Source organism: Rhizobium sp. 0TCS1.26, assembly GCF_050455525.1.
Classification (GTDB): Bacteria; Pseudomonadota; Alphaproteobacteria; order Rhizobiales; family Rhizobiaceae; genus Neorhizobium.
The window spans coordinates 1,070,962-1,096,194 of sequence record NZ_JBCIYV010000002.1; the positions used below are offsets into that span (position 1 = coordinate 1,070,962).

Sequence of the window (25,233 nt, forward strand, 5' to 3'; positions counted from 1 at the left end):
CGCCATGAAAACCTCAGCCCGAATCCGCCGCATTGTCGCCGGCATCACGCTTTCCGCATTCGCCGCTTCCGGCGCCATGGCCGCCGATGACGCCTCCTGCAAGACCATCCGGCTGTCGGATCCGGGCTGGACCGACATCACCGCCACCAATGGCATCGCCTCGGTGGTGCTGGAAGCCCTCGGCAACCAGCCGGACGTCAAGACGCTGTCGGTGCCGATCGGCTACCAGTCGATGAAGAACGGCGAAATCGACGTCTTCCTCGGCAACTGGATGCCGGCGCAGAAGGCCTTCATCGACGACCTGACGAGCGCGAAGGCGATCGAGGTGATGACGAAGAACCTGGAAGGCGCCAAGTTCACGCTCGCTGTCCCGTCCTATGTGGCAGGCAAGGGCGTCAAGGATTTTGCCGACCTGCAGAAGCAGGCGGACGGTTTCGGCAAGAAGATCTATGGCATCGAGCCCGGCGCGCCGGCCAACACGAACATCCAGAAGATGATTGATGCCAATGATTTCGGCCTGAAGGACTGGCAGCTGGTGGAATCGGGCGAGCAGGCGATGCTGGCGCAGGTCGACCGCGCAAGCCGCGACAAGTCGGACATCGTCTTCCTGGCCTGGGCGCCGCATCCGATGAACACCCAGTTCGAGATCACCTACCTTTCGGGTGGCGACGCCTATTTCGGCGCGAACTACGGCGGCGCCGAGGTCTACACGCTGGCCCGCACGGGGTGGCCGGCCAAGTGCCCGAATGCCGCGGCGCTGTTCAAGAACATGCGCTTCGAGATCGGCATGGAAAACGAGCTGATGGGTGCCATTCTTGGCGGCGAGGAACCGAAGGCAGGGGCCAAGGCATGGCTGAGCGCCAATCCGGCGGTCGTCGAACCCTGGCTTTCCGGCGTCACGACGCTGGACGGCAAGCCGGCCGACGCCGCGGTCAAAATCGCGCTCGGCCTCTGACACCTCACCCCAAGGCAGCAGGAAACCCCATGAGCCGGCCGAACGTTCTGATACTGATGGTGGACCAGTTGAATGGTACGCTGTTTCCCGATGGGCCTGCGGATTTCCTGCATGCGCCGCATATGAAAGCCTTGGCGCAGCGATCCGTCCGCTTCGCCAACACCTATACCGCAAGCCCGCTCTGCGCCCCCGCCCGCGCCTCGTTCATGTCGGGCCAGCTGCCGAGCCGCACACGTGTCTATGACAACGCGGCGGAATTCGCCTCGGACATCCCGACCTATGCGCACCATCTGCGGGCCGCCGGCTACCACACGGCACTGTCGGGCAAGATGCACTTTGTCGGCCCGGACCAGTTGCACGGGTTCGAGGAACGGCTGACCACCGACATCTATCCCGCCGATTTCGGCTGGACGCCGGACTATACCAAGCCCGGCGAACGCATCGACTGGTGGTACCACAATCTCGGCTCGGTGACCGGCGCCGGGGTCGCGGAAATCACCAACCAGATGGAGTATGACGACGAGGTCGCCTACCACGCCTGCCGCAAGCTCTACGATCTGTCGCGCCGACAGGACGACCGCCCCTGGTGCCTGACGGTGAGCTTCACGCATCCGCACGACCCTTACGTGGCGCGCCGCAAATACTGGGACCTCTACGAGGACTGTGCCGAGCTCGACCCGAAGGACGGCGACTTGTCGTTCGACGAGCTGGACCCGCATTCCCAGCGGCTGCTGGAGGCCTGCGACTTCCGCGCCTTCGACATCAGCCGCGAGCAGGTCCGCCGCGCCCGCCAGGGCTATTTCGCCAACATCTCCTATGTCGACGACAAGATCGGCGAGCTTCTGGACGTGCTGGAGCGGACGAGAATGACCGAGGACACTATCGTCCTCTTCGTTTCGGACCATGGCGACATGCTGGGCGAGAAGGGCCTGTGGTTCAAGATGTGCTTCTTCGACGGCTCGGCGCGCGTGCCGCTGATGATCGCGGCGCCCGATTGGCAGCCGGCACTCGTCGAACAGCCGGTCTCGACGCTCGACGTGACGCCGACCCTCGCGGCACTTGCCGGCATCGACATCGCCTCGCTCGCCCGCTGGACGGATGGCGAGGATCTTGCGCCGCTTGCGACCGGCAGCGGTTCGCGGACCGCCGTGCCGATGGAGTATGCGGCCGAAGGCTCCATAGCGCCGCTCGTCGCGCTGCGCGACGGACGGTTCAAGCTGACGCTTTGCGAGGCGGATCCGCCGCTGCTGTTCGACCTCGAGAGCGATCCGCACGAGCGACGAAACCTGGCGGAAAGCTCCGACCATTACGAGACGCTGGCACGCATGACCGCGACCATGCTCGAACGGTGGAATTTGCAGCGCTTCGACGAAGCTGTCCGCGAGAGCCAGGCGCGCCGCTGGGTGGTCTATCCGGCACTGCGCAACGGCGCCTATTTCCCCTGGGATTATCAGCCGCTGCAAAAGGCGTCGGAGCGCTACATGCGCAACCACATGGATCTCAACGTGCTGGAGGAGAACCAGCGGTTTCCGCGGGGAGAGTAACGCTGCCGAGGCGAGGAGGCAGGCTTAGCCAGTGGGCAGTAGTGCCGGCCGCCCTGGTCCGCTGCTGCAGGCCGGCGGCTGGCTATTACTCGAACACTTCGGCGACGGGAAGCTCCCCGGAGCCGACGTGGCCATGTCGCGTGCATGCTGGTTTGCCGTGGGGAGAACATGCTCGTTCAGAGTGACAAAGTCTATAAACGGTGCGACATTTGTAGAGGGGCATCTATTCCGGTGGGCGGCTTCAGTCTCGGCTGGCCAGTACTATCGGATGTACGGATAGGACCTCGGTTCGGTCAAACTCTAAGCGTCCATCTGGGCTATATTGGCGCAGTATAAGGCGGTTCTCTTGCCAGCCAACGAACTCCTTCACATAACCCAACGGCGGGAACCCAGCGCCGTCAGGCGGAATGGTCTGGACGATCACGTCGTCGCCATGCCGGGCTGGCTTGCGCGGGTGGACCCATACAGTTTCGCCAGGGCGGTAGCGCGGCGACATGGATTCGCCATAGATGAAGACGGCATAGGCGCCTAGAACGCTCTTGAGTGATGGCGGGCAGGCGACATAGTCAAGTACCGTACCATTGAACAGGTAGACTCCATCCGCCACTCCAACCGCTTCGCCGAGGACCGGAACCATCTGGCCGGCCGAGGCAGGCGGGCGCAGCGCCCCCTGCGGTTTAGCATTTGGCTCGACGGAAATGCCTGCAGTCGTCAGCCACTCGTCGTCGCGAATCCCCAGGACCTTGTTCACTGCCTGGCGGTACTGTGGCTTGCGGACGCGTCCAGTGAGGTAATTGTTGATGTTCTGCTGACTGGTGCCGACTAGGCGCGCGAGTTCGCTCTCGTTGCCACCAAGGACAGCATTTAGTTTCGTCTTGAGCAGGCGTGTAAGTGGGGTGTCCAAACGTTTGCCCTCTTGTTTCTTTGCGCTGATAACAAAGCATCTTCAGGCCAAACAAACAAACTGGCTGGTTTTCAAAAATTTGTCAGATCTTGCGACCTCGACGAACGACCGGGAGCCGAAGGATGCAAGATATGGAAGAGGGTATCCGGAAAGCGACTTGGCCGCTCCCGACGCAGGAGTATCACGCCGCGCTGGCGACCTGGTACTCCTTGATCGCCACCATCCTGATCGCCGGATAGCGCTCCGACTCGTAGCGTAGCGAGAACGCGTCCTGCGCCAGAAACACCGGATCGCCATCGAGGTCGCGGGCGATATCGCCGCGCTTGACGGTCAGGAACTTGTCGAGCTCCGCCGGCTGATCGGACGAAATCCAGCGGCAGACGGAAAAACGCGACATCTCGAACGAGACGGGCAGCGTGTATTCGCCCTGCAGCCGTTCCTTCAGCACGTCGAGCTGCAGCGCGCCGACCACCCCGACGATCGCCGGCGAGCCATCCTCCGGCGAGAACAGCTGCACGACGCCCTCTTCGGCCATCTGCTGCAGTGCTTCCTTCAGCTTCTTCGCCTTCATCGCATCCTCCAGCCGCACGCGGCGCAGGATTTCCGGCGAAAAGTTCGGCACACCCTGGAAGACCAGCGCTTCGCCCTCGGTCAGCGTGTCACCAATGCGCAGCGTCCCGTGGTTTGGGATGCCGACGACATCGCCGGCATAGGCGGTATCGGCCAGCTGGCGCTGCGAGGCGAAGAAGAACTGCGGAGCCGTCAGCCCCATCAGCTTGCCGGTGCGGGCAAGCTTTGCCTTCATGCCGCGCTCCAGCTTGCCGGAGCAGATACGGGCAAAGGCGATACGGTCGCGGTGGTTGGGATCCATGTTAGCCTGGATCTTGAAGACGAAGGCAGTCATCTTGTCTTCCGCCGCATGCACCTTGCGCACGTCGGCCACCTGGTCGCGCGGCGGCGGCGCGAAATCGCCAAGCGCATTGATCAGATCGCGGACGCCGAAATTGCGCAGCGCCGAGCCGAAGAAGACCGGCGTCATATGGCCTTCGAGGAATGCCTGACGATCGAAGCGGCGGCAGGCTTCGCGGGCCAGCTCCAACTCGTCGATGAAGGCCGCACGCTCGTTTTCCGGCAGATGCTCGGCAACGGTCTGCGGACCATTGACCGGCTGGCCCTCCACCTGCGTATCGCTGCCACGGAACGTATTGTCGGCGAGATTGTAGGAGCCGCAGAAGTTCTTCGAGCGGCCGACTGGCCAGGTGACCGGCGCCGTATCCAGCGCCAGCTTCTCTTCCACCTCGTCGAGGATTTCGAACGTATCGCGGGCCTCGCGGTCCATCTTGTTGACGAAGGTGATGATCGGGATGTCGCGCATGCGGCACACCTCGAACAGCTTCAGCGTCCGCGGCTCGATGCCCTTGGCGCCGTCGATGACCATGACCGCGGCATCCACTGCCGTCAGCGTACGGTAGGTGTCGTCGGCAAAATCCTCGTGGCCGGGCGTATCGAGAATGTTGAAGACATTGCCGTCGAACTCGAAGGTCATCACCGAGGTTACGACCGAGATGCCGCGTTCGCGCTCGATCTTCATCCAGTCGGAGCGCGTCTGGATGCGGTCCTTCTTGGCCTTGACCTCGCCGGCAAGCTGGATGGCACCGCCGAACAGCAGCAGCTTTTCGGTCAGCGTCGTCTTGCCCGCGTCTGGGTGGGCGATGATCGCGAAGGTGCGGCGGCGGGAAACCGCCTCTGCAATGCTTTCGGCCATGGGTCAGAAAATCCTTTGAGTTGCCGCGTATCTAGCGACTCCGTGGATAACTTTCAATTCGTGTTTGACCCCGCAAGCCCCGGGTCCGCAAATGGGATCATGAATATGCACGCTTCCTCCACGCCCCGGCTCTCCGTCATCCGCCTGCCGCATGCCGATGGGCTCGACCTGCCGGCCTACGAGACGGCGGGCGCCGCCGGCATGGACTTGCGGGCCGCACTCGGCGATGGCGAGACGATGACGCTTGAACCGGGGAAGCGCGCGCTGGTGCCGATCGGCTTCATCGTCGAGATCCCGCACGGCTTCGAGGCGCAGATCAGGCCGCGCTCCGGGCTTGCCTTCAAGCACGGCATCACCTGCCTCAACACGCCGGGTACCATCGACAGCGACTATCGCGGCGAGGTGAAGGTGCTGCTGGTCAACCTCGGGGACCAAAATTTCGAAATCAGCCGCGGCATGCGCATCGCCCAGATGGTGGTGGCGCCCGTTACGCAGGTGCAGGTGATCGAGACGAGACAGGCGAGCGACACCGAGCGCGGCGCCGGCGGCTTCGGCTCCACCGGGGTTTGAGATGCGTGGGCGGTCCTGCGACAGCAACGGCCTCGTGCTGCGTTCTGACTACTTCGGCGATCCGCTCGCCTGGCGCGCCTTCTGCGACCTGCTGTTCGACATATTCCGCTTCGATGTCTCGCCCCTGACCGTGCTTGGCGGCCCCGATCCGACAAGCATGCCGACGGGCTACTTCGATGCAGACGGACGATGCATCGCCAATCTCAGCGCCTTTTCAATGCCTATGATGATGGACGGGAAGCATATCAAAGCCGCCGGTTGGCAATCCGGCGCGGTGCGGCCGGAATGGCGCGGCCGCGGCCTGTTCCGCGACCTGATGCAGATCACCTTCGACCGCTGCCGTGCGGCGGGCTTCGAGACGATCCTCCTCACCACACGGCATCCTGCACTGTACCAGCCTCTCGGCTTCCGGACCGTGCCGCAGTGGCGCTTCTCAGGCCCGGTTCCGGCTCTGCCGGGCGGGATCCCGCCCGCCCGTCGCCTGGACATACGTCAGCCGGGCGATCTCGCGCTGATCTGCGAGGCGCTCCGTTGCCGCCAGCCAGTGTCGGACCGGTTCGCAGTCCTCGACCAGTCTCACATGTTCCTGCTCAACGCCTGGCTCTCCCCGTCCATCTCGCTGCACTGGATGGAGCAGGAGCACTGTGTCCTCGCCAGCGAGCTGACGAATGACGAACGGCTTTCGCTTCTCGATGTGGTGGGCGCGGCCATTCCCTCGCTCGGCACCCTGATCGGGGCAACTGCTCCCATGGCGACGCATGTCGATGTTAATTTCCCGACAGACAGGATCTGCGCTGACGGACAGCCATGGGACGCGCGCGCCGAGCCCGACGAAGGCGCAACCGTGCTGATGATGTGGAGCCTCCCCATGGCACTGCCGCACGGCTCCGTGAAGCTCTCACCAATGGCCGATTTCTGACCACGTGCTCAGCGTGATGGATCTGCTGCGGCACCGCCTTCTGTCCACTTCACCATGCGCAGGCGCGGCCGAAATGATCGCCGCGCGAGGCCAATCTGACATGTTCACCGTTGGGTCTCCTCTTCCGACGTCGTCAGCACCGGAGCGGCAACCGCTGGGGTCCGGCATATGACCTCCCACGTGCGTCCATCGATCCGCCAGCGGCAGCATATTGCGCGGCGCCCGTTTGCCTGCCATGGAGGATCCGACGGCGAGGGCCCCTTCATGACAATCACCACACTCATTGCTTATGCCGGCGCGCTTTTCATCGCAGCCGCCATTCCGGGGCCCGGCATGACTGCCATCGTGGCGCGCGCGCTCGGGTCCGGCTTCCGCCCCACCCTCTTCATGGGACTTGGCCTCATCCTCGGCGACCTGGTCTATCTGACCGCCGTCATTTTGGGCCTCGCCATCGTGGCGCAGAATTTCACCACGCCTTTCCTGATCATCAAGTATGCCGGTGCGGCCTACCTCATCTACATCGCGTGGAAGCTCTGGACGGCCGGTCTCCTGCCGCAGGAGATCAAGGCGCAGAGCGCGCCAAGCATTGGCCTTTCCTTTCTCTCCGGCCTGCTGGTGACGCTCGGCAATCCGAAGACCATGCTGTTCTACGTGGCGCTGGTGCCCACCCTCATCCCTCTGCAGTCCATCGGACCGCGCGACTACGCAGCCCTGGTGGCGCTGACCTTCGTCGTCTTGATGGCAGTCCTGCTGCCCTATATCCTGCTGGCCTCCAAGGCACGCATCCTCCTCAAGAAACCGAGCGCATTGAAACTTCTCAATCGGTCTGCAGCCAGCATTCTCGCCGGCACGGCCGCCTATATCGCTGCCCGCTGAGCAGCGCGTGTCCGGCGTACTCGCTCAGGCCGCCGCCGTCATCCTTTCGCCCGCCATCCGGTAGGAAATCGCCTCGGCCAGGTGAATGCGCCCGACACGGTGCATGTCGTCGAGATCGGCAAGCGTCCGCGCCACCTTCAGCACCCGGTGATAGCCGCGGGCGGTGAACTTCAGTTTTTCCGCCGCGTCACGCAGCAATTGCAGCCCTGCTGCATCGGGTTCTGCGAACCCCTCGATCAGCGAGGTCGAGCAACGGGCATTGGTGCCGATGCCCGGCAGTCCGGCCTCGATGAAACGCTGGCGCTGCCGTTCGCGGGCCCGCGCAACACGGGCTGCCACCTCGGCACTGGCTTCGGCCGGCCGCGGGCGGATGAGATCGGACGCCGAGACCGCCGGCACCTCGATGCGGATGTCGATGCGATCCATCAGCGGCCCGGAGATGCGCCCCTGATATTCGGTGAGGCAGCGGTCGCCCCGGGCGCAGACATGCCCCGGCTGGCCGGCCATGCCGCACCGGCACGGGTTCATCGCCGCCACCAGCTGGATGCTGGCCGGGTAGGTGACGCGGTAATTGGCTCTTGCCACCACGCACTGCGCCGTCTCCAGCGGCTGGCGCAGCGCATCCAGCACCTGCGGCGAGAACTCCGGAAACTCGTCAAGGAAGAGCACCCCGTGATGGGCAAGCGAGGCCTCGCCGGGTTTTGCGCGCAGCCCGCCGCCGACCAGCGCCGCCATGGTTGCCGAGTGATGCGGTGTGCGGAACGGTCGACGGTCGGACAGCTTGCCGCCCGACAGCTGGCCGGCGATCGAGTGGATCATCGACACCTCCAGCAGTTCGGCGGCCTCCAGCGGCGGCAGGATGGACGGCAGGCGGGCGGCAAGCATCGATTTGCCAGAACCGGGTGGCCCGATCATCAGCAGGTTATGCCCGCCGGCCGCCGCCACCTCCAGCGCCCGCTTGGCACTCTCCTGGCCCTTGATGTCGGCAAGATCCGGCAGGTTCGTCGCCGGCGTGCGGATTGCCGGCTGCGGCCGCGTCAGGACCTGGGTGCCGCGAAAATGATTGGCGAGCGCGATCAGGCTGCGCGGCGCAAGGATATCCATGTCCGGACCCGCCCAGGCGGCCTCCGCACCGCTGTCGGCTGGGCAGATCAGCCCCTTGCCGAGACCGTTGGCCCCGATCGCCGCCGGCAGGGCACCGGCCACCGGCGCCAGCGTTCCATCGAGGTTGAGTTCGCCCAGCACCACATAGCCAGCCAGCGCATCGGCCGGTATGGCGCCGAGCACCGCCATCAGCCCCAGCGCAATCGGCAGGTCGTAATGGGAGCCTTCCTTCGGCAGATCCGCCGGCGCAAGGTTCACGGTGACCTTTTTCGGCGGCAGTGCCAGACCTGAAGCATGCAGCGCCGCCTGAACCCGTTCACGGCTTTCGGCGACCGCCTTATCCGGCAAACCAACGATGTGCATGTTAAGCTTGCCCGGCCCGATCATGACCTGAACATCGACGGGCACGCCTTCGATGCCTTGGAATGCCACCGTACTGACCCGCGCCACCATGTGCCACCTGCCCCGCGTTCCAGCGCTTGGTCAGAACCCGCACTGGCCTCCAAGACGCGCAAGTACAATCCAACCACAGTTTATGGTTGAGTACAAGAACATTTGCGGAACAATTCGTGGCGCGCAGCACGCCGACGATCCGGTGCGGGTTTGGCGGTCAGCCGCGCTTGGCTTCGATCGCATCCCACAGCAGCGACGCGACGTCGGCGCCGCCGAACTTCTTGACCTCGCGGATGCCGGTCGGCGAGGTGACGTTGATCTCGGTCATCACGTCGCCGATCACGTCGATGCCGACGAACAGGAAGCCGCGTTCACGCAACGCCGGGCCGATGCGGGCACAGATCTCCTTCTCGCGCGCCGTCAGTTCGGTCGGCTCGGCGCGGCCGCCAACATGCATGTTGGAGCGGCTGTCAGTCTCTGCCGGCACGCGATTGATCGCACCGACCGGCTCGCCGTCGACCAGCAGAATGCGCTTATCGCCCTTGCGGACCGCCGGCAGGTAGGCCTGGGCGATGTAGGGCTCGCCGCGATACATCTGGCCGAACATTTCGAGCAGCGAGGTAAAATTGCGGTCGTCGCGGGCCGAATGGAAGACGCCGGCGCCGCCATTGCCGTAGAGCGGCTTCAGGATGATGTCGCCGATCTCATCGCGGAAGCTGGCGATCTCGGCCGGGTCGCGCGAGATCAGCGTCGCGGGCATCAGGTCGGCGAACTCGGTGACGAAGATCTTTTCCGGCGAATTGCGCACCCAGGCCGGGTCGTTGACCACCAGCGTCTTCGGGTGCAGCCGTTCGAGAAGATGCGTGGAGGTGATGTAGCCCATGTCGAAGGGCGGATCCTGGCGCAGCATGATCACGTCGATGGTCGACAGATCGACCCGCTGTCGCTCGCCGAGGGTGAAGTGGCTGCCCTTCTCGTCGCGCAGCTGCATCGGTTCGATCGAGGCGAAGATCCTGCCGTCGCGCATGGTCAGCCGGTCGGGCGTGTAGTGGAACAGCTCGTAGCCGCGGGCCTGCGCTTCCAGCGCCATGGCGAAGGTCGAATCGCCGGCAATGTTGATGCTGGACACGTGGTCCATCTGGAATGCGATTGTGCGGATCTTGGCCATACCCTGTCCCTTGTCAGATTGCCCGCCAGATGTAGGACGACGGGCAAGCGAAGGCAACGGTAGAGATCGGAAGGCTTCTAGAGGCCGAGCCCGCCACCCTTCAGGGCACGGCGAACACGGTTGCGGACCCGGTAGACAAGAGCGAGCGGCATCCAGATAGGCTGGCGCATGAAGGCGATCTTGCGAACGTAGCGGTCGATGCGCCAGGTCGCCCAGGTGCCGGCCTTGAAGTAGCCGATGTCTCCCGCGCGCAGCAGTCGCTGGGTGCCGTCCTCGGCGGTGATCGACACCTCGCCGTCGAGGATGACCACCGTCTCGTCGTCGCCGAAGAACCAGCGGAAGGTGCCCGCCGTGCAGTCCCAGATGGCCGTAGCCGAACATTTGTCGGCGGTCGTCGAGTGCGAGACGACACGGGCCTGCGGGGTGCCGTCGAGGATCCAGGCGGGTTCGATCGGCGCCGGCTGCAGCTCCCGCGCCAGGGCTTCCGCCGAGGCACCGATGAACGGCGGGACGCCGCCGCCTGGCGCACTGGTGCGGCTGCGATAGGCAAGAGCGATCGCCCCCGCGAGTGCCAGTTTCAAAACCATGTGACCCCCTTATCCCGGACCGGCAGAGGGTAACACCTGAGTTTCAGCGCAAGGTTGTCAGGATCGCTTGCATTTTATCGATCCTGCGCATCACGACGGCAGCCCTGCTTCGCCTTCAGGTCACCGGATCTAACTCTGATGACAGCAACGGCGAAGGCACCATTTCCGGAACCGGCGTTGCACGGATGACGGCCGGGCCGATGCGTCGGCCATCGGCCGCACCGAAGAAATGCAGGCGCTGCGTATCGTAGGCGAGCCGCATGTCCTCCGCCACCGGAGTTTCCGGCGACAGCGCCGCCGTCAATTTCTGGTCGCCCACCTGTCCGTGCACGAGACGCTGCGAGCCGAGCTCTTCGACATAATCGAGACGGAACGGCAGGAAATCCTCGCCGTCTCTGGCGACCCGCAGATCCTCCGCCCTGACGCCCACCATCACCGCGCCGGAGGTCGGCGCTTGGTCGAGCTCGATCGCTGCCGGGCCGATCGCCAGCCGGTTGCCGTGAAGCTCGCCGGAGATCAGGTTCATGGCCGGGGCGCCGATGAAGCTTGCAACGAAGGTCGATGCCGGAGCGTGATAGACCTCGAGCGGCGAACCGATCTGCTCGATGCGGCCACCGTTCAGCACCACCAGCCGGTCGGCCAGCGTCATGGCTTCCAGCTGATCATGGGTGACATAGATGGAGGTGGTGCCGAGCCGACGCTGCAGGCGCTTGATCTCGCCGCGCATCGACACGCGCAACTTGGCATCGAGGTTCGACAACGGCTCGTCGAACAGGAAGGCGGCGGGCTTGCGGACGATTGCGCGCCCCATGGCGACACGCTGCCGCTGACCGCCGGACAGCGCCCTGGGCTTGCGCTCCAGATACGGCGTGATCTCCAGCATGCGGGCGGCTTCTGCAACCAGGGCTTCGATTTCCGTCTTCGGCGTACCGCGGTTCTTCAGCCCGTATTCGAGGTTCTGGCGAACCGTCATGTGCGGATAGAGCGCGTAGTTCTGGAACACCATGGCGATGTCGCGTTCGGCGGGCTCCATGCGATTGACGACACGTCCGCCGATCGACACCTCTCCGCCACTGATCGCCTCCAGTCCGGCAACCATGCGCAGCAGGGTGGACTTGCCGCAGCCTGACGGGCCGACCAGCACGATGAACTCGCCGTCGGCGATATCGATCGAGACCGCGTCGACGGCCTTCACTCCGCCCGTATAGACCTTTGAGACATCGGCTATGTTGATGGTCGCCATGTCACTTCTCCGTTTCTGTAAGTCCGCGGATGAACAGCCGCTGCATGAGGATGACGATGAGGATGGGAGGCAGCATGGCCAGCACGGCCCCGGCCATCACCAGGTTCCACTCGATGACGCCGTCCTGAACGGTCACCATGCGCTTCATGCCCATCATCAGCGTGTAATAGCCGGGATCGGTCGTCACCAGCATGGGCCAGAGATACTGCACCCAGCCATAGATGAAGAGGATGACGCAGAGCGCGCCGATATTGGTGCGCGACAGCGGCAAGAGGATATCGCGGAAGAACTTCATCGGGCCGGCGCCATCGACGCGCGCCGCCTCCATGATCTCGTCCGGCACGGTCATGAAGAACTGCCGGAACAGGAAGGTCGCCGTGGCCGAGGCGATCAGCGGAATGGTGAGCCCTGCCCAGGAGTTCAGCATGCCGAGGTCGGCGACGATCTTGTAGGTCGGCATGATGCGCACTTCGACCGGCAGCATCAGCGTCACGAAGATGATCCAGAAGGCCAACTGGCGGAAGGGAAAGCGGAAGTAGACGATGGCAAAAGCCGACAGGATCGAGATAGCGATCTTGCCCACCGTAATGACCACCGCCATGATCAGCGAGTTCAGCGCCATGTGCGCATAGTTCGGCAGCCCGTTGGCCGCCGAGGCGCCGGTCAGGATCTCCCGGTAATTGTCGATGAAATGCGATCCCGGCAGAAGCGGCAGCGAGGTGCTGACCAGCGTCGTGGTGTCATGCGTCGAGGCAATGATCGCCACATAGACCGGAAACGCCACCACCAGAAAGCCGCAGATCAGGAAGGCGTGGGTGAGAAAGGTGAGGAAGGGGCGATTTTCAACCATGGTCGTTCCTCAATACTGCACGCGGCGTTCGACATAGCGGAACTGCACGAATGTCAGCAGCATCACGATCAGCATCAGCAGCACCGATTGCGCCGAGGACGAGCCGATGTTGAGCCCCACATAGCCGTCCTGGAACACCTTGTAGACGAGCGTCGTGGTGGATTGCGCCGGGCCGCCGCCGGTCGTGGCGTCGATGATGGGGAAGGTATCGAACATCGTGTAGTTCACGTTGATGATGAACAGGAAGAAGGTGGTCGGCGAGATCAGCGGCAGAGAGATGTTGAAGAACCGCTTGACCGGACCCGACCCGTCGATGGCGGCCGCCTCCATCAGCGACTGCGGCACCGACTGCAGGCCCGCCAGGAAGAACAGGAAATTGTAGGAGATCTGCTTCCAGGCAGCGGCGATGATGATGAGGATCATCGCATGGGTGCCGTTCAGGTCATGATCCCAGCGGATGCCGATGATCTGCAGATAGTAGGGCAGAATGCCCGTGGACGTGTTGAACATGAACCACCAGAGCACCCCGGCGATGACGGGTGCCACCGCATACGGCCAGACCAGCAGCGTCGTATACACACGGCCCGTGCGCACCAGCCGGTCGACGGCTGCGGCAAAGGCAAGCCCCAGCACCATCGACAGCACCGTCACCGAGATCGCAAACACCGCCGTGCGCCCAAGCGCATCGAGGTAGTTCGGATCGGCCAGCAGGTTGCGATAATGCGTCAGACCGACGAAGACGGTCGAGAAGCCGAATGGATCTTCCCGCTCGAACGACGATTTGACGGCCTGCGCCGCCGGCCAGATGAAGAAGACAATGGTGATCAGCAGCTGCGGCGCCAGCAGGAGATAGGGCAGCAGTCGTGCGTCGAAGGTGGTGCGTTTGGTTTCCATGGTGCCCTGCGCAAGCGAGCCTAAAGGAGAGAGGGCCGGCATGGTGACCGGCCCTCTCCCGCGGATCAGAGGCTGTCAGTTCGCGGCTTCGAATTCGCGCAGCAGCTGGTTGCCGCGCGTCACGGCGCTGTCGAGCGCCTGCTTGGCGTCCTTCTTGCCGGCGAGGAGAGCCTGGAATTCTTCGTCGACGACCGAGCGAACCTGGGTGAAGTTGCCGAAGCGGACACCCTTGGAGTTTTCAGACGGCGTGCCGCGGGTGATCTGCTTGATCGCAATGTCGGAGCCCGGGTTCTTGGCATAGTAGCCCTGGCTCTCGCCCAGCTCGTAGGCGGCATTGGTGATCGGCAGATAGCCCGTGTACTGGTGCCAATCGGCCTGAACTTCCGGCTTCGACAGGTAGGTGAAGAACTTGGCGACGCCCTTGTAGGTGGCCTCGTCCTTGCCGTTCAGCACCCAGAGCGTGGCACCGCCGATGATCGAGTTCTTCGGCTCCTTGGTGACATCGTCATAGTAGGGAAGCGGCGCGAAGCCCGGCGTGAAGGTCTTGGCGTTGTTGATGACGCCCGCGCGGCCGGCCGACGAGTTCATCGTCATGGCGCATTCCTGGGCATAGAACATGGTCGCCGCCTGGTCGCCGCCCACCGGGCCGCCATACTTGAAGAGGCCCTCGTCCTGCCACTTCTTCAGGTTCGCCCAGTGCTTGATCTGGACGTCGCCATTGAAGGTGAACTCAGTGCCGAGACCGCCGAAGCCGTTCTGCATCGTGCCGAAGGGCTTGTCGTGCAGGGCCGAAAGATTTTCAGTCTGAACCCAGGTGATCCAGGCCGAGGTAAAGCCGCACTTTGCGGCACCCGAAGAGACGATCTTCTTGGAGAAATCCTCGACTTCCTTCCAGGTCTTCGGAGCAACCTCAGGATCCAGGCCGGCCTTCTTGAAGACGTCCTTGTTGTAATACATGATCGGCGTCGACGAATTGAACGGCAGGGACAGGATGTTGCCGCTGGTATCGGAGTAGTAGCCGACGACCGGCGCCAGGAACGACTTCGTGTCGAACGGCTCGCCTGCGTCCTTCATCAGCTTGTAGACCGGGTATACAGCGCCCTTGGCGGCCATCATCGTGCCGGTGCCGACTTCGAATACCTGGACGATTGCCGGCTGCTGCTTGGCGCGGAAGGCGGCGATCGCAGCGGTCAGAGTTTCCGGGTAGGAACCCTTGTAGATCGGCACGACCTTGTAGTCGGCCTGGCTGTCGTTGAACTTCTGGGCGATTTCCTCAAGCTTCTTTCCCAGTTCGCCACCCATGGCATGCCACCAGGTGACTTCTGTCGCGGCAAGCGACGTCGATGCGGAAAGTGCGAGCGCGGCTACGGCAAGGCCTAGCTTCTTGAACATGGATTATCCCTCTTCTCCACTGGTTGGGTGAGGGTGGCTTAGCCTCCTTGCGTGACAGGTCCTTAACAGTTCCATGACGGCATTGTTACAGTCCCGGATCGGCTCCAAAAGGCGTTCCAGGGCTTGCAGTATTCAAGGTTGCCGCGTCAGAACGCGTCCGGGAAGTGCCGTGGAAGACGCCAGGGGCGGATCACGAGGATGTCGTAACGCTGCGACAGACGGTGTCCGTCACGCCGCCGGCCGAGCCAGAGATCGCTCGCCGCGCGGATCCGCCGCTGCGACATAGCGCTCACGGCAGCGATCGCCTGCATCTCCTGGCGGCGTGCCTTGACCTCGACGAAGGCGACCAGATCCCGTTTGCGGGCGATGATGTCGATCTCGCCCACCGGCGTCCGATAGCGCATGGCAAGGATGCGGTAGCCTCTGGCGATCAGGTACAGCGCGGCGACATATTCGGAGAACCGCCCGTGGCGCTCCGCCTTGCGACGCCGGCCGATCGGATCGTCAGCCGCCATCGGCACCTTTCAGCTCGATCAGCCGCTGGTAGAGGTCCTTGCGCGACAGGCCGGTCAGCCGCGCTGCCTCGGCCGCCGCCTTGGTGGCCGGCATCGACTGCGCCAGCTCACGCAGCATGATGTCGACGTCGATGGCCGCCGGAATGTCGTCATAGGCCGGCGGGCCGACGACGAGGACGATCTCGCCCTTCACGGTCGCATCGGCATACTCGGCGGCGAGTTCGCCGAGAGAGCCACGACGGAACTCTTCGAAGGTCTTGGTCAGCTCGCGGCAGACGCAGGCGGCGCGGTCTGGCCCCAGCACGTCGGCGGCGATCCTCAGCGTGTCGGAGATGCGGTGCGGCGATTCAAAGAAGATCAGCGTCGAGGGGATCTTCGACAGCTCGGCTAGCCTATCCCGCCTGCCCTTTTCCTTGACCGGCAGGAAGCCGGCAAACAGGAAGGCGTCCGAAGGCAGGCCGGAGCCGACCAGGGCAGCAAGCGGCGCCGAGGGACCGGGAATGGGCACGACGCGATGGCCGGCCTCAAGTGCCAGCTGCCCCAGCCGATAACCCGGATCGGAGACCAGCGGCGTGCCGGCATCCGACACCAGCGCCACCGACTTCCCCTCGTCGAGCGCCTTGATCAGCCGCGGCCCGACTTCGTTGGCGTTATGCTCATGATAGGCATAGGGCCGACCGGTGATGCCAAAGCGGTCGAGCAGGACGCGGGTGACGCGGGTATCCTCGCAGGCCAGCACGTCGGAACCGGCAAGCGTTTCCAAAGCGCGCAGCGTTATGTCGCCGAGATTGCCGATCGGCGTTGCGACCAGGTAGAGCGCGGGCTCGATCGGACGGGCGGGTACCGCCACGTTTGCAACCCGATAGGTGCGGCTCGCCGTCTTGTCCTCGTCTTGCGTCACGTCTGTCCTCGATCACCTGGCCGGCGTTGGCGGCCTCGACGCTGTTATGCGGGAGCCGGCTCCGGACCGCAAGCACGGGCGTCGGACGTGGAAAGCTGTGCGCTATGCCGCGCCGCAACGTGAAATTCGGGAACACCGGACCGGCGCCTCTTGCGTTCCGGCGGGAAACTCTGCCATTTTGCCCGTCCACATCGTCCGGCCAGACTGACGGACAAGCATAATCTTCGGTCCCTTGGACCGGCACGGTCGAAAGCGGTAGCGTCCATGCGTATTACTCTTGAGCGGTCCAACCTCCTGAAGTCGCTGAACCACGTCCATCGCGTGGTGGAGCGCCGCAACACGATCCCAATCCTGTCGAACGTCCTGCTGAAGGCCGCAGGCAACGACTTGGCCTTGAAGGCGACCGACCTCGATCTCGAAATCACCGAGGAACTGCCGGCGATGGTCGAGCAGGCCGGGGCGACGACCGTCCCGGCGCACCTCCTCTACGAAATCGTCCGCAAGCTGCCGGATGGCGCCGAAGTGCGGCTCGCCACCAATCCCGACGGCGGCAGCATGACGGTGCAGTCCGGGCGCTCCAAGTTTTCGCTGCAGTGCCTGCCGGAAACCGACTTCCCCGATCTGACCGCCGGCAGCTTCACGCATACCTTCAAGATGAAGGCGACCGATCTGAAGATGCTGATCGACCGCACCCAGTTCGCCATCTCCACCGAGGAGACACGCTACTACCTGAACGGCATCTTCTTCCACACGATCGAAGCCGACGGAAAGCTGAAGCTGCGCGCCGTGGCAACCGACGGTCACCGGCTAGCCCGCGCCGACATCGAGGCGCCGTCAGGATCGGAAGGCATGCCGGGGATCATCATTCCCCGCAAGACTGTCGGCGAGTTGCAAAAGCTCGTCGACAACCCGGAAGCGATGGTCACGGTGGAAGTGTCGGACGCCAAGATCCGCCTGACGATCGGCGGCATCGTCATGACCTCGAAGCTGATCGACGGCACCTTCCCCGACTACCAGCGCGTCATCCCGACCAGCAACGACAAGGAAATGCGCGTCGACTGCCAGAGCTTCACCAAGGCGGTCGACCGCGTCTCGACCATCTCGTCGGAGCGCGGGCGGGCCGTGAAGCTGGCGCTCAGCGAGGGCCAGCTTCTGCTCACCGTCAACAACCCGGATTCGGGCAGTGCGACTGAGGAAGTCGCGGTCGGCTATGACAGCGATGCCATGGAAATCGGCTTCAACGCCAAATATCTTCTCGACATCACCGCCCAATTGTCGGGTGAGGACGCGATTTTCATGCTCGCGGACGCCGGCTCGCCGACCCTGGTGCGGGATACGGCGGGTGACGATGCACTCTATGTTCTGATGCCCATGCGGGTTTGAAGAAGAAGGACCGGTTCGCCGGTCCTTTTTTTGTCGCCTTTTTTGAATGCGACATTTTTCCTTGATTTTGCGTCATCGGGGCGCACTTACCTTAATCAGCCATGAGCAGGTTGCGTGGAGATCATGATGGAATTGCGTTTGAAAGAGCGGCTTGGCCGGAAATTCGACGAGGAAATCCGCTTCTTCAAGGGATGGATCGACGGCCCGAAACGCGTCGGTGCCATTCTGCCGACCTCCGGTGTCACGGCACGGCGCATGGCAAGCGTCATCACGCCGCAGTCGGGACTGCCGGTCCTCGAACTCGGGCCCGGCACCGGCATCATCACGAAGGCGATTCTGGAGCGCGGCATCGCGCCTGAGAAACTGGTCTCCATCGAGTTTTCGACGGATTTCTACCAGCATCTGACGCGCAGCTTTCCGCAGGTGCAGTTCATCAACGGCGACGCTTTCGACCTTCAGAATACGCTCGGCAGTCTGCGCGACCAGCAGTTCGACTCGGTGATCTCGGCGATCCCGATGCTGAGCTTTCCAATGGAGAGGCGCATCGCGCTTCTCGAGGACCTGCTGGACCGCATGCCAGCCGGCCGGCCGGTGATACAGATCACCTACGGCCCGGTGTCGCCGATCGTCGCCAGACCCGACCGCTACCAGATCAAGCATTACGACTTCGTCGTGCGCAACATCCCGCCGGCTCAGCTGTGGACCTACACGCGTCCCTGACCGGACGTTTCGATGCTTCCGGTTCGCGAAAGCCCTCACGAGCCAGCCGGACCGGCTTGAGAATTGCGAGCGGCCGCGCAATCTTTTCGGCGTCGTCCGCCGTGCCTGCCTTGCCGATTTGCAGTTCGCATGCGACTGGACGGCGGTGAAATCAGCGCAGGGAGAGACGACATGAACGCACGCGACCGCTTGATCGTAGGTCTCGACATTCCGACCATCGCGGAAGCCGAGGACATGGTCGCCACGCTTGGCGACAGCGTCTCCTTCTACAAGATCGGCCACCAGCTGGCCTTCATCGGTGGCCTGGAGCTGGCGCGCGATCTTGCCCGCGACGGCAAGAAGATCTTCCTCGACATGAAGCTGCTCGACATCGACAATACGGTGGCAAAGGGCGTCGAGGCGATCGCCGGCATGGGCATGACGATGCTGACGCTGCACGCCTATCCGAAGGCCATGCGCGCGGCCGTGGAAGCCGCGAAGGGATCCGACCTCTGCCTGCTCGGCGTCACCGTTTTGACCTCGATGGACGCGGCTGACCTTGCCGAGGCCGGCTATGCGCAGACGCCTGCGGAGCTTGTCCGGACCCGAGCTGCGCAGGCGCGCGAGGCCGGCATGGGCGGCATCGTCTGCTCGGCGGAGGAATCCTCCGCGGTGCGCGAGATCGTCGGCACCGATATGGCGGTCGTCACCCCCGGCATTCGTCCCAAGGGCGCTGATGCCGGCGACCAGAAGCGCGTCGTGACACCATTCGATGCCCTGAAGGCAGGATCGAGCCATCTCGTCGTCGCCCGTCCCATCGTCAAGGCCACTGACCCGCGTCAGGCGGCGGAAGCCATCCTCGACGAGATGCGCCAGGCCCTCTGGCCGGCCAACGACGCCTGAAAACCAAAGGAGAGACAACAATGCCCAAGGGATACTGGATCGCCCGCGTCGACGTGCACAATGCCGAGCGTTACAAGGACTATGTGGCCGCCGCCAAGCCGGCCTTCCAGAAATACGGCGCCAATTTCCTCGCTCGTGGCGGCGCGATCACCGAACTCGAAGGTCCTTCACGGGCCCGCAATGTCGTGATCGAGTTCCCGTCGATGCAGGCTGCCGTCGACTGCTACAATTCCCCGGAATACCAGATCGCCGCGAAGATCCGCCAGGAGGTCGGCGACGCGGAGATGGTGGTGGTCGAGGGCGTCTGAGGATCTAGCGTCCCGCAATCCAGCAGTGCGGACCAAAATCTTGGCCCGGCGTGACGCCAGGCCACGCCGAGGCTTCACCTCGACGACCGATTAGGCTAGAGACTGATCACCCTATTCTACCTGCTTTCGGAGCATTCCCATGACCATGTCCAATCTTCCGCCGCTCGTCACTGTGTTCGGGGGCTCGGGCTTCGTCGGCCGGCATGTGGTTCGGGCACTTGCCAAGCGCGGCTACCGCATCCGGGTCGCGGTGCGCCGTCCCGATCTCGCCGGCTTCCTGCGGCCGCTCGGCTATGTCGGGCAGATCCAGCTGGTCCAGGCGAACCTGCGCTACCGCGCGTCCATCGACCAGGCCGTCTCCGGCTCCGCGCATGTCGTCAACTGCGTCGGCATCCTGTTTGAAAGCGGCAAGAACTCATTCGATTCCGTGCAGGAGTTCGGCGCCAAGGCCGTGGCCGAAGCCGCCCGGGCCGCTGGTGCAGGCCTCACCCACGTCTCGGCTATCGGCGCCGATGCCAAGTCCGCCTCCTCCTACGGCCGCAGCAAGGGCCGTGCCGAGGACGCCATCCTGTCGATCCTGCCCGAGGTCGTCATCCTGCGGCCGTCGATCGTGTTCGGCAAGGAAGACAGCTTCTTCAACAAGTTTGCCGACATGGCGCGGATGATGCCCTTCCTGCCGCTGATCGGCGGCGGCAAGACGAAGTTCCAGCCGGTCTTCGTCGGCGATGTCGCCGAGGTCATCGGCAACTCCGTCGACGGCAAGGTTGCCGGCGGCAAGATCTATGAGCTCGGCGGGCCGGAAGTCCTGACCTTCAAGCAATGTCTGGAACTGGTGCTGAAGGTCACTTGTCGCAAGCGCCGCTTTATTTCGCTGCCCTTCGGCGTTGCATCTTTGATGGGCAGCGTCGCCTCGATGGTGCCGCTCATTACGCCGCCGCTGACGAGCGACCAGGTGACGCTTCTCAAGAAGGACAATATCGTGTCGGATGCCGCCAAGGCGGAAGGCCGCACGATCGAGAGCCTCGGCATCCGCCCGACGCTGATCGAGACCGTCCTGCCGAGCTATCTCGTGCAGTTTCGTCCGCAGGGCCAGTTCACCAATTCCGGCAAGGCCGTCTGAGCCACCCGGTTTCGGAGCGGAGCATGTGAGGCAGGCGTTGAGACCCGCGTCACATGCCAACATCCTGATGTGACACAAATGACGCATCCGCCAACAGGCTTGCGTTAACCGCGGCTTCAGCAAGTTGCTCTATTGAATTCCTGGGCGACGGCTCGTAAACCCCGGAAGCCGAGCGAGACCTCGTCAGCGCCGCGACACTCACATCATTCTCCGAAAGGCATTCCTCCATGGGCAAGTCCATCGCACTGTTTTTTGCGTGTGCGGCACTGGTTATTCTTGCAGGCTCCTTCCTGGCGCCTGGCACGGTTGCGGCCAACAAGACCGCCTGCGCACCCGCCTATGGCGTCGATCCGTGCAGCACGGGTTCGATCACGGCTCGCTGAGCCGTCACCTTTGGCCCTCGGGCCTTCGAGGCGGACCGGCCGGTCCGCCTGAGCTATAGAAGTTCCCACTCAAGACGATTGTCTTCAGTTGAAGACCAGCAGGGCGATCAGCCCGACGGTGCCGACGGCGATACGCCAGTAGGCAAACGGCGCAAAGCCGCGGCTGGCAACGAAATCCAGAAGAAAGCGCACAACGAAGAGCGCCGTCACGAAGGCGGCGACGAAGCCGACGGCGATGATGCCGAGATCGTCGAAGCTCAGGATGTCGCGGTTCTTGTAGAGATCCAGCGCGAAGGCGCCGACCATCGTCGGCATGGCGAGGAAGAACGAGAATTCCGCCGCCGAACGCTTGTCCGTGCCGAGCAGCAGAGAACCGACAATGGTCGCGCCCGAGCGCGAGGTGCCGGGGATCATCGCCAGGCACTGGAAGAAGCCGATCTTCAGGGCGAGTGACGGCGGATAATCCATCACGTCCGTGTAGCGCGGCTCGAGCTTCATCCGGTCGACGGCCAAAAGGATGAAACCACCGACGATCAGCATGACGCAGATCAACAGCGGCGTCTCGAACAGGACGGTCTTGATGAAGTCGTGCGCCAATGCGCCGATGACGGCAGCCGGCAGGAAGCCGACAAGCACCGTCAGCACGAAGCGGCGCGACTGGACGCTGCTCGGCAGGCTGAGGGCAATCTGGGTGAGCTTGCGGGCATAGACGAGCAGGATCGCCAGGATGGCGCCGAGCTGGATGAGAACGGCGAAGGTATTGCCGGGCGACTGAAAGCCGAGAAACTGGCCGGCCAAAAGCACGTGGGCGGTCGACGAGACGGGGATGAATTCAGTCAGGCCTTCAATGAGTCCGAGGACGAGGGCGCTGACGATGGACTGGTCCGCCATTCTTGATCCTTTGTTAACAGGGATGATTACTATAGTGGGTATAGCGCGACATTGGCCTACCAAACCCACCGCTCCGCCTTATGTCAGCCACATTCCGGCTTTGGTGATCGCGTGCGATTCAAGCTTATAGCAACAATTTTCCACTCCGAGTACCGATGCCCACTCTCTATCATCATCCCATGTCGTCTGCGTCGCGCTTCGTCCGGCTGATACTGGCGGAATACGGCTTTCAGACGGATCTGGTCGAAGAGCAGACCTGGGAAAAGCGCAGGGAGTTCCTGGCTCTCAATCCGTCCGGTTCGCTGCCCGTCTATGTGGACGACAGCATGCGCGTGCTGTGCGGTCCCTCTGTGCTTCTCGAATTCCTGGACGAGACGCACGGCGTGCTGAAACGCGACAGGCGTCTTCTGGCGGAGGATCCATTCCAGCGCGCCGAGATCCGCCGGCTGACGGAGTGGTTCCTGCAGAAAATGGAACAGGACGTGACCCGGCCGCTGACGCGCGAGCGCGTCTACAAGCTGCAGATGAGCAATGCGCAGGGTGGCGGCGCGCCCGATTCCAAGGTGCTGCGCACGTCGCGCGCCAACATTCGCCAGCACATGAAATATCTCTCCTGGCTTGCCGCATCGCGCACCTGGCTTGCCGGCGAACGGCTGAGCTACGCCGATCTCGCTGCCGCGGCCTCCATCTCGGTACTCGACTATCTGGGCGAGATCGATTGGCAGGAGACACCGGTCGCCAAGGAGTGGTATCAGAGGCTGAAATCGCGGCCGTCCTTCCGACCGCTGCTCGCGGAGCGCATCCGCGGCATCACGCCGGTATCTCACTATGCGGATCTCGACTTCTGACACACAGCCCGCGATGCCCGCACCGTCTGACAAGCAGGCGGAGCGGAAACGCAAGCTGACGGCATTCCTGCGCGCGGAAGCATTGGCGCAGGGGTTCGATCTCTGTCGGGTTACGCTGCCGGACGCGATCCCCAGGGCACCCGAGCGGCTGGCCGAATTCATCGCCGCCGGCCGCCACGGCAGCATGTCGTGGATGGAAGAGACACAGGCCCGACGCGGCGATCCCCGGGTGCTCTGGAGCGACGTGCGCTCGATCGTCATGTTCGGCCTCAACTACGGACCGGACGAAGATCCGCGCGGCATCCTGTCGAAGACCGATCGGGCGGCAATTTCCGTCTATGCGCGCAATCGTGACTATCACGACGTCATCAAGGGACGGCTGAAGGAAGTCGCGACGCGGTTTGCCGCGCGGGCCGGCGAGGACGTCAAGGTGTTCGTCGACACGGCGCCGGTGATGGAGAAGCCGCTGGCGGAAGCGGCCGGCCTTGGCTGGCAGGGCAAGCACACCAACCTCGTCAGCCGCAGCCACGGCTCCTGGCTCTTCCTCGGCAGCCTGTTCACGACGGCGGATCTGGAGATCGACGAGGCCGAGCGCGATCACTGCGGCTCCTGCCGCGCCTGCCTGGACGCCTGCCCGACAAACGCGTTTCCGGCGCCATACAAGATCGACGCGCGGCGCTGCATCTCCTACCTGACGATCGAGCACAAGGGGCCGATCGACCCTGCCCTACGGCCGCTGATCGGCAACCGCATCTACGGCTGCGACGACTGTCTGGCAGCCTGCCCGTGGAACAAGTTTGCCGCCAGCGCCGCGGAGATGAAGCTGCAGGCGCGCGAGGATCTGAAGGAGCCGTCGATCGCCTTTCTCCTGACGCTCAACGACGCAGCCTTCCGAAGTTTCTTCAGCGGTTCGCCGGTCAAGCGCATCGGCCGCGACCGTTTCGTCCGCAACGTGCTGATCGCCGCCGGCAATTCAGGCAGGGAAGATCTGATCGACCCCTGCCTTCGCCTCATGGAGGACGGCTCGCCGGTCGTGCGCGGCATGGCAGTCTGGGCGCTCGGGAGGCTGATGCGGCCGGAACAGTTCCGCCAGCTTGCCGTTTCACGGAACCAGGACGAGCCGGAGGTGGAGGCCGAGTGGCAGAGAGCGGAATGCGGCGCATGATGATGATCTTCGGCGCCGGGTACTCCGGCCAGGCGATCGCCGCGAACGCCCGGGCAGCCGGCTTTGCGGTCGCCGGCACGAGCCGAAGCGCCGACAGGCTGGAGAGCCTGCAGCAGCAGCATATCAAACCTTTGCTGTTTGACGGCATGCGCCTGTCTGCCGAGCTGGAAGTGGCGATGGCGCAGGCGACGCATCTGGTCCAGTCGATAGCGCCGGGATCGGCTGGCGATCCGCTGCTGATGCTGACCGGAGGCGACCTGCGTCGCTATTTCCCCAAGCTTTGCTGGGCCGCCTACCTGTCCACCGTCGGCGTCTATGGCGATCACGGCGGCGCCTGGGTGGATGAAGAGACGCCATGCCGGCCTGTCTCAAGACGCTCCGTCGAGCGCGTAGCGGCCGAAACCGGCTGGTGCGACGCCGGCAAGCGCGCCGATGTTCCGGTCGCGGTGCTGCGCCTGTCTGGCATCTACGGCCCGGGACGCAACGGGTTCGTCAATCTTTCGCAGGGCACCGCCCGGCGTCTCGTCAAGCCCGGCCAGGTGTTCAACCGCATCCGGGTCGAAGACATCGGAGCGGCAAGCCTTTTTCTCAGCGAGCGGCAGGCATCCGGCATCTTCAACATCACCGACGACGAGCCGGCCCCACCGCAGGATGTGGTGAGCGAAGCGGCACGGCTGATGGGCATCGAAGCGCCCGCCGAACAGGCGTTCGAGACGGCTGAACTGACGCCCATGGCGCGCTCCTTTTACGGCGAGAACAAGCGTGTCTCGAACCGGAAGATCCGCAACCTGGGGTTTCGGTTCCGCTATCCCGAATATCGCGCATCGCTTGGCGATCTCTGGACGAGCGGCCGCTGGAGCGGCTGAAACCCACCATCTCCGGGCGAGACATCGGCGCCCTTCAAAAGATGAAAATTCCTACTTGGCGGCTCTATCCGGTCATCCATTCTTAAG

Annotated in this window: 26 protein-coding genes; 14 read left to right on the forward strand and 12 right to left on the reverse strand. The window is 63.7% G+C overall.

Going from position 1 to position 25,233, the window contains the following annotated elements:
- The first annotated feature begins 4 nt into the window (after positions 1-4).
- Both choX and betC read left to right on the forward strand, forming a co-directional pair.
- On the forward strand, positions 5-955 hold the full coding sequence (gene choX / locus AAIH46_RS12415; protein ID WP_430306163.1) for a choline ABC transporter substrate-binding protein: 951 nt from the start codon (positions 5-7) through the stop codon (positions 953-955).
- A gap of 29 nt (positions 956-984) precedes the next feature.
- Positions 985-2,499, forward strand: coding sequence for a choline-sulfatase (gene betC / locus AAIH46_RS12420; protein ID WP_430306164.1), 1,515 nt, complete (start codon positions 985-987; stop codon positions 2,497-2,499).
- 241 nt (positions 2,500-2,740) lie between these two features.
- On the opposite strand, the gene AAIH46_RS12425 is transcribed toward betC, so the two are convergent.
- Both AAIH46_RS12425 and AAIH46_RS12430 read right to left on the reverse strand, forming a co-directional pair.
- Positions 2,741-3,403: a S24 family peptidase gene (locus tag AAIH46_RS12425; RefSeq protein ID WP_430306165.1), complete on the reverse strand. Its 663-nt coding sequence runs from the start codon at positions 3,401-3,403 to the stop codon at positions 2,741-2,743.
- Between the two features lie 181 nt (positions 3,404-3,584).
- Positions 3,585-5,168, reverse strand: coding sequence for a peptide chain release factor 3 (locus AAIH46_RS12430; protein ID WP_430306166.1), 1,584 nt, complete (start codon positions 5,166-5,168; stop codon positions 3,585-3,587).
- Between the two features lie 99 nt (positions 5,169-5,267).
- On the opposite strand from AAIH46_RS12430, the gene dut reads away from it, so the two are divergent.
- The 3 genes from dut to AAIH46_RS12445 all read left to right on the forward strand — a co-directional run bounded on the left by dut (position 5,268) and on the right by AAIH46_RS12445 (position 7,533).
- The gene (gene dut, locus AAIH46_RS12435) at positions 5,268-5,738 is read left to right on the forward strand and encodes a dUTP diphosphatase (RefSeq protein ID WP_430306167.1); all 471 of its coding nucleotides are present in this window, start codon (positions 5,268-5,270) and stop codon (positions 5,736-5,738) included.
- 1 nt (position 5,739) lies between these two features.
- On the forward strand, positions 5,740-6,657 hold the full coding sequence (locus AAIH46_RS12440; RefSeq protein ID WP_430306168.1) for a GNAT family N-acetyltransferase: 918 nt from the start codon (positions 5,740-5,742) through the stop codon (positions 6,655-6,657).
- 264 nt (positions 6,658-6,921) lie between these two features.
- Positions 6,922-7,533, forward strand: a complete 612-nt coding sequence (locus tag AAIH46_RS12445; protein WP_430306169.1) for a LysE family translocator — start codon at positions 6,922-6,924, stop codon at positions 7,531-7,533.
- Between the two features lie 24 nt (positions 7,534-7,557).
- Here AAIH46_RS12445 and AAIH46_RS12450 read toward each other — a convergent pair whose 3' ends face one another.
- The 9 genes from AAIH46_RS12450 to rsmI form a co-directional block, all read right to left on the reverse strand.
- Complete coding sequence (locus tag AAIH46_RS12450) at positions 7,558-9,090, reverse strand: YifB family Mg chelatase-like AAA ATPase (protein ID WP_430306170.1); 1,533 nt, start codon at positions 9,088-9,090, stop codon at positions 7,558-7,560.
- A 157-nt stretch (positions 9,091-9,247) separates the two neighbouring features.
- Positions 9,248-10,198, reverse strand: a complete 951-nt coding sequence (gene gshB / locus AAIH46_RS12455) for a glutathione synthase (protein WP_430306171.1) — start codon at positions 10,196-10,198, stop codon at positions 9,248-9,250.
- Between the two features lie 77 nt (positions 10,199-10,275).
- Positions 10,276-10,785, reverse strand: coding sequence for a cupin domain-containing protein (locus AAIH46_RS12460; protein WP_430306172.1), 510 nt, complete (start codon positions 10,783-10,785; stop codon positions 10,276-10,278).
- Between the two features lie 115 nt (positions 10,786-10,900).
- Entirely contained in the window at positions 10,901-12,028 is a 1,128-nt protein-coding gene (gene ugpC / locus AAIH46_RS12465; RefSeq protein WP_430306173.1) for a sn-glycerol-3-phosphate ABC transporter ATP-binding protein UgpC, read from the reverse strand.
- A 1-nt stretch (position 12,029) separates the two neighbouring features.
- On the reverse strand, positions 12,030-12,878 hold the full coding sequence (ugpE, locus tag AAIH46_RS12470; protein WP_430306174.1) for a sn-glycerol-3-phosphate ABC transporter permease UgpE: 849 nt from the start codon (positions 12,876-12,878) through the stop codon (positions 12,030-12,032).
- Positions 12,879-12,887: 9 nt separating this feature from the next.
- Complete coding sequence (gene ugpA, locus AAIH46_RS12475) at positions 12,888-13,772, reverse strand: sn-glycerol-3-phosphate ABC transporter permease UgpA (protein ID WP_430306175.1); 885 nt, start codon at positions 13,770-13,772, stop codon at positions 12,888-12,890.
- A gap of 75 nt (positions 13,773-13,847) precedes the next feature.
- Positions 13,848-15,164, reverse strand: a complete 1,317-nt coding sequence (gene ugpB / locus AAIH46_RS12480; RefSeq protein WP_430306176.1) for a sn-glycerol-3-phosphate ABC transporter substrate-binding protein UgpB — start codon at positions 15,162-15,164, stop codon at positions 13,848-13,850.
- A gap of 146 nt (positions 15,165-15,310) precedes the next feature.
- The gene (locus tag AAIH46_RS12485) at positions 15,311-15,679 is read right to left on the reverse strand and encodes a YraN family protein (protein ID WP_430306177.1); all 369 of its coding nucleotides are present in this window, start codon (positions 15,677-15,679) and stop codon (positions 15,311-15,313) included.
- On the reverse strand, positions 15,669-16,580 hold the full coding sequence (gene rsmI, locus AAIH46_RS12490) for a 16S rRNA (cytidine(1402)-2'-O)-methyltransferase (protein ID WP_430306178.1): 912 nt from the start codon (positions 16,578-16,580) through the stop codon (positions 15,669-15,671). The genes AAIH46_RS12485 and rsmI overlap by 11 nt, the downstream gene beginning before the upstream one ends.
- 264 nt (positions 16,581-16,844) lie before the next feature.
- Between rsmI and dnaN the strand changes: the two genes are divergently transcribed.
- The 6 genes from dnaN (at position 16,845) to AAIH46_RS12520 (ending at position 21,376) form a co-directional block, all read left to right on the forward strand.
- Positions 16,845-17,963, forward strand: a complete 1,119-nt coding sequence (dnaN, locus tag AAIH46_RS12495) for a DNA polymerase III subunit beta (protein WP_430306179.1) — start codon at positions 16,845-16,847, stop codon at positions 17,961-17,963.
- 126 nt (positions 17,964-18,089) lie between these two features.
- Positions 18,090-18,683 carry a phospholipid N-methyltransferase PmtA gene (gene pmtA, locus AAIH46_RS12500; RefSeq protein WP_430306180.1) on the forward strand — a complete coding sequence of 198 codons (594 nt, stop codon included), beginning with the start codon at positions 18,090-18,092 and terminating at the stop codon, positions 18,681-18,683.
- A gap of 171 nt (positions 18,684-18,854) precedes the next feature.
- A complete protein-coding gene (gene pyrF / locus AAIH46_RS12505) occupies positions 18,855-19,565 on the forward strand; it encodes an orotidine-5'-phosphate decarboxylase (protein ID WP_430306181.1) in 711 nt (236 codons plus the stop codon).
- 20 nt (positions 19,566-19,585) lie between these two features.
- A complete protein-coding gene (locus AAIH46_RS12510) occupies positions 19,586-19,873 on the forward strand; it encodes a DUF1330 domain-containing protein (RefSeq protein ID WP_430306182.1) in 288 nt (95 codons plus the stop codon).
- A gap of 139 nt (positions 19,874-20,012) precedes the next feature.
- A complete protein-coding gene (locus AAIH46_RS12515; protein ID WP_430306184.1) occupies positions 20,013-20,993 on the forward strand; it encodes a complex I NDUFA9 subunit family protein in 981 nt (326 codons plus the stop codon).
- 227 nt (positions 20,994-21,220) lie between these two features.
- Positions 21,221-21,376 carry a hypothetical protein gene (locus tag AAIH46_RS12520; RefSeq protein ID WP_430306185.1) on the forward strand — a complete coding sequence of 52 codons (156 nt, stop codon included), beginning with the start codon at positions 21,221-21,223 and terminating at the stop codon, positions 21,374-21,376.
- An 84-nt stretch (positions 21,377-21,460) separates the two neighbouring features.
- Here AAIH46_RS12520 and AAIH46_RS12525 read toward each other — a convergent pair whose 3' ends face one another.
- Positions 21,461-22,267, reverse strand: a complete 807-nt coding sequence (locus AAIH46_RS12525; protein ID WP_430306186.1) for an undecaprenyl-diphosphate phosphatase — start codon at positions 22,265-22,267, stop codon at positions 21,461-21,463.
- 155 nt (positions 22,268-22,422) lie between these two features.
- On the opposite strand from AAIH46_RS12525, the gene AAIH46_RS12530 reads away from it, so the two are divergent.
- From AAIH46_RS12530 to AAIH46_RS12540, 3 genes are read left to right on the forward strand one after another with little or no spacing between them, the layout of a single operon-like run.
- Positions 22,423-23,115: a glutathione S-transferase family protein gene (locus AAIH46_RS12530; RefSeq protein ID WP_430306187.1), complete on the forward strand. Its 693-nt coding sequence runs from the start codon at positions 22,423-22,425 to the stop codon at positions 23,113-23,115.
- Positions 23,116-23,128: 13 nt separating this feature from the next.
- The gene (gene queG, locus AAIH46_RS12535; RefSeq protein WP_430306188.1) at positions 23,129-24,280 is read left to right on the forward strand and encodes a tRNA epoxyqueuosine(34) reductase QueG; all 1,152 of its coding nucleotides are present in this window, start codon (positions 23,129-23,131) and stop codon (positions 24,278-24,280) included.
- Positions 24,277-25,146 carry an NAD(P)-dependent oxidoreductase gene (locus AAIH46_RS12540; protein WP_430306189.1) on the forward strand — a complete coding sequence of 290 codons (870 nt, stop codon included), beginning with the start codon at positions 24,277-24,279 and terminating at the stop codon, positions 25,144-25,146. The genes queG and AAIH46_RS12540 overlap by 4 nt, the downstream gene beginning before the upstream one ends.
- Positions 25,147-25,233 lie beyond the last annotated feature (87 nt).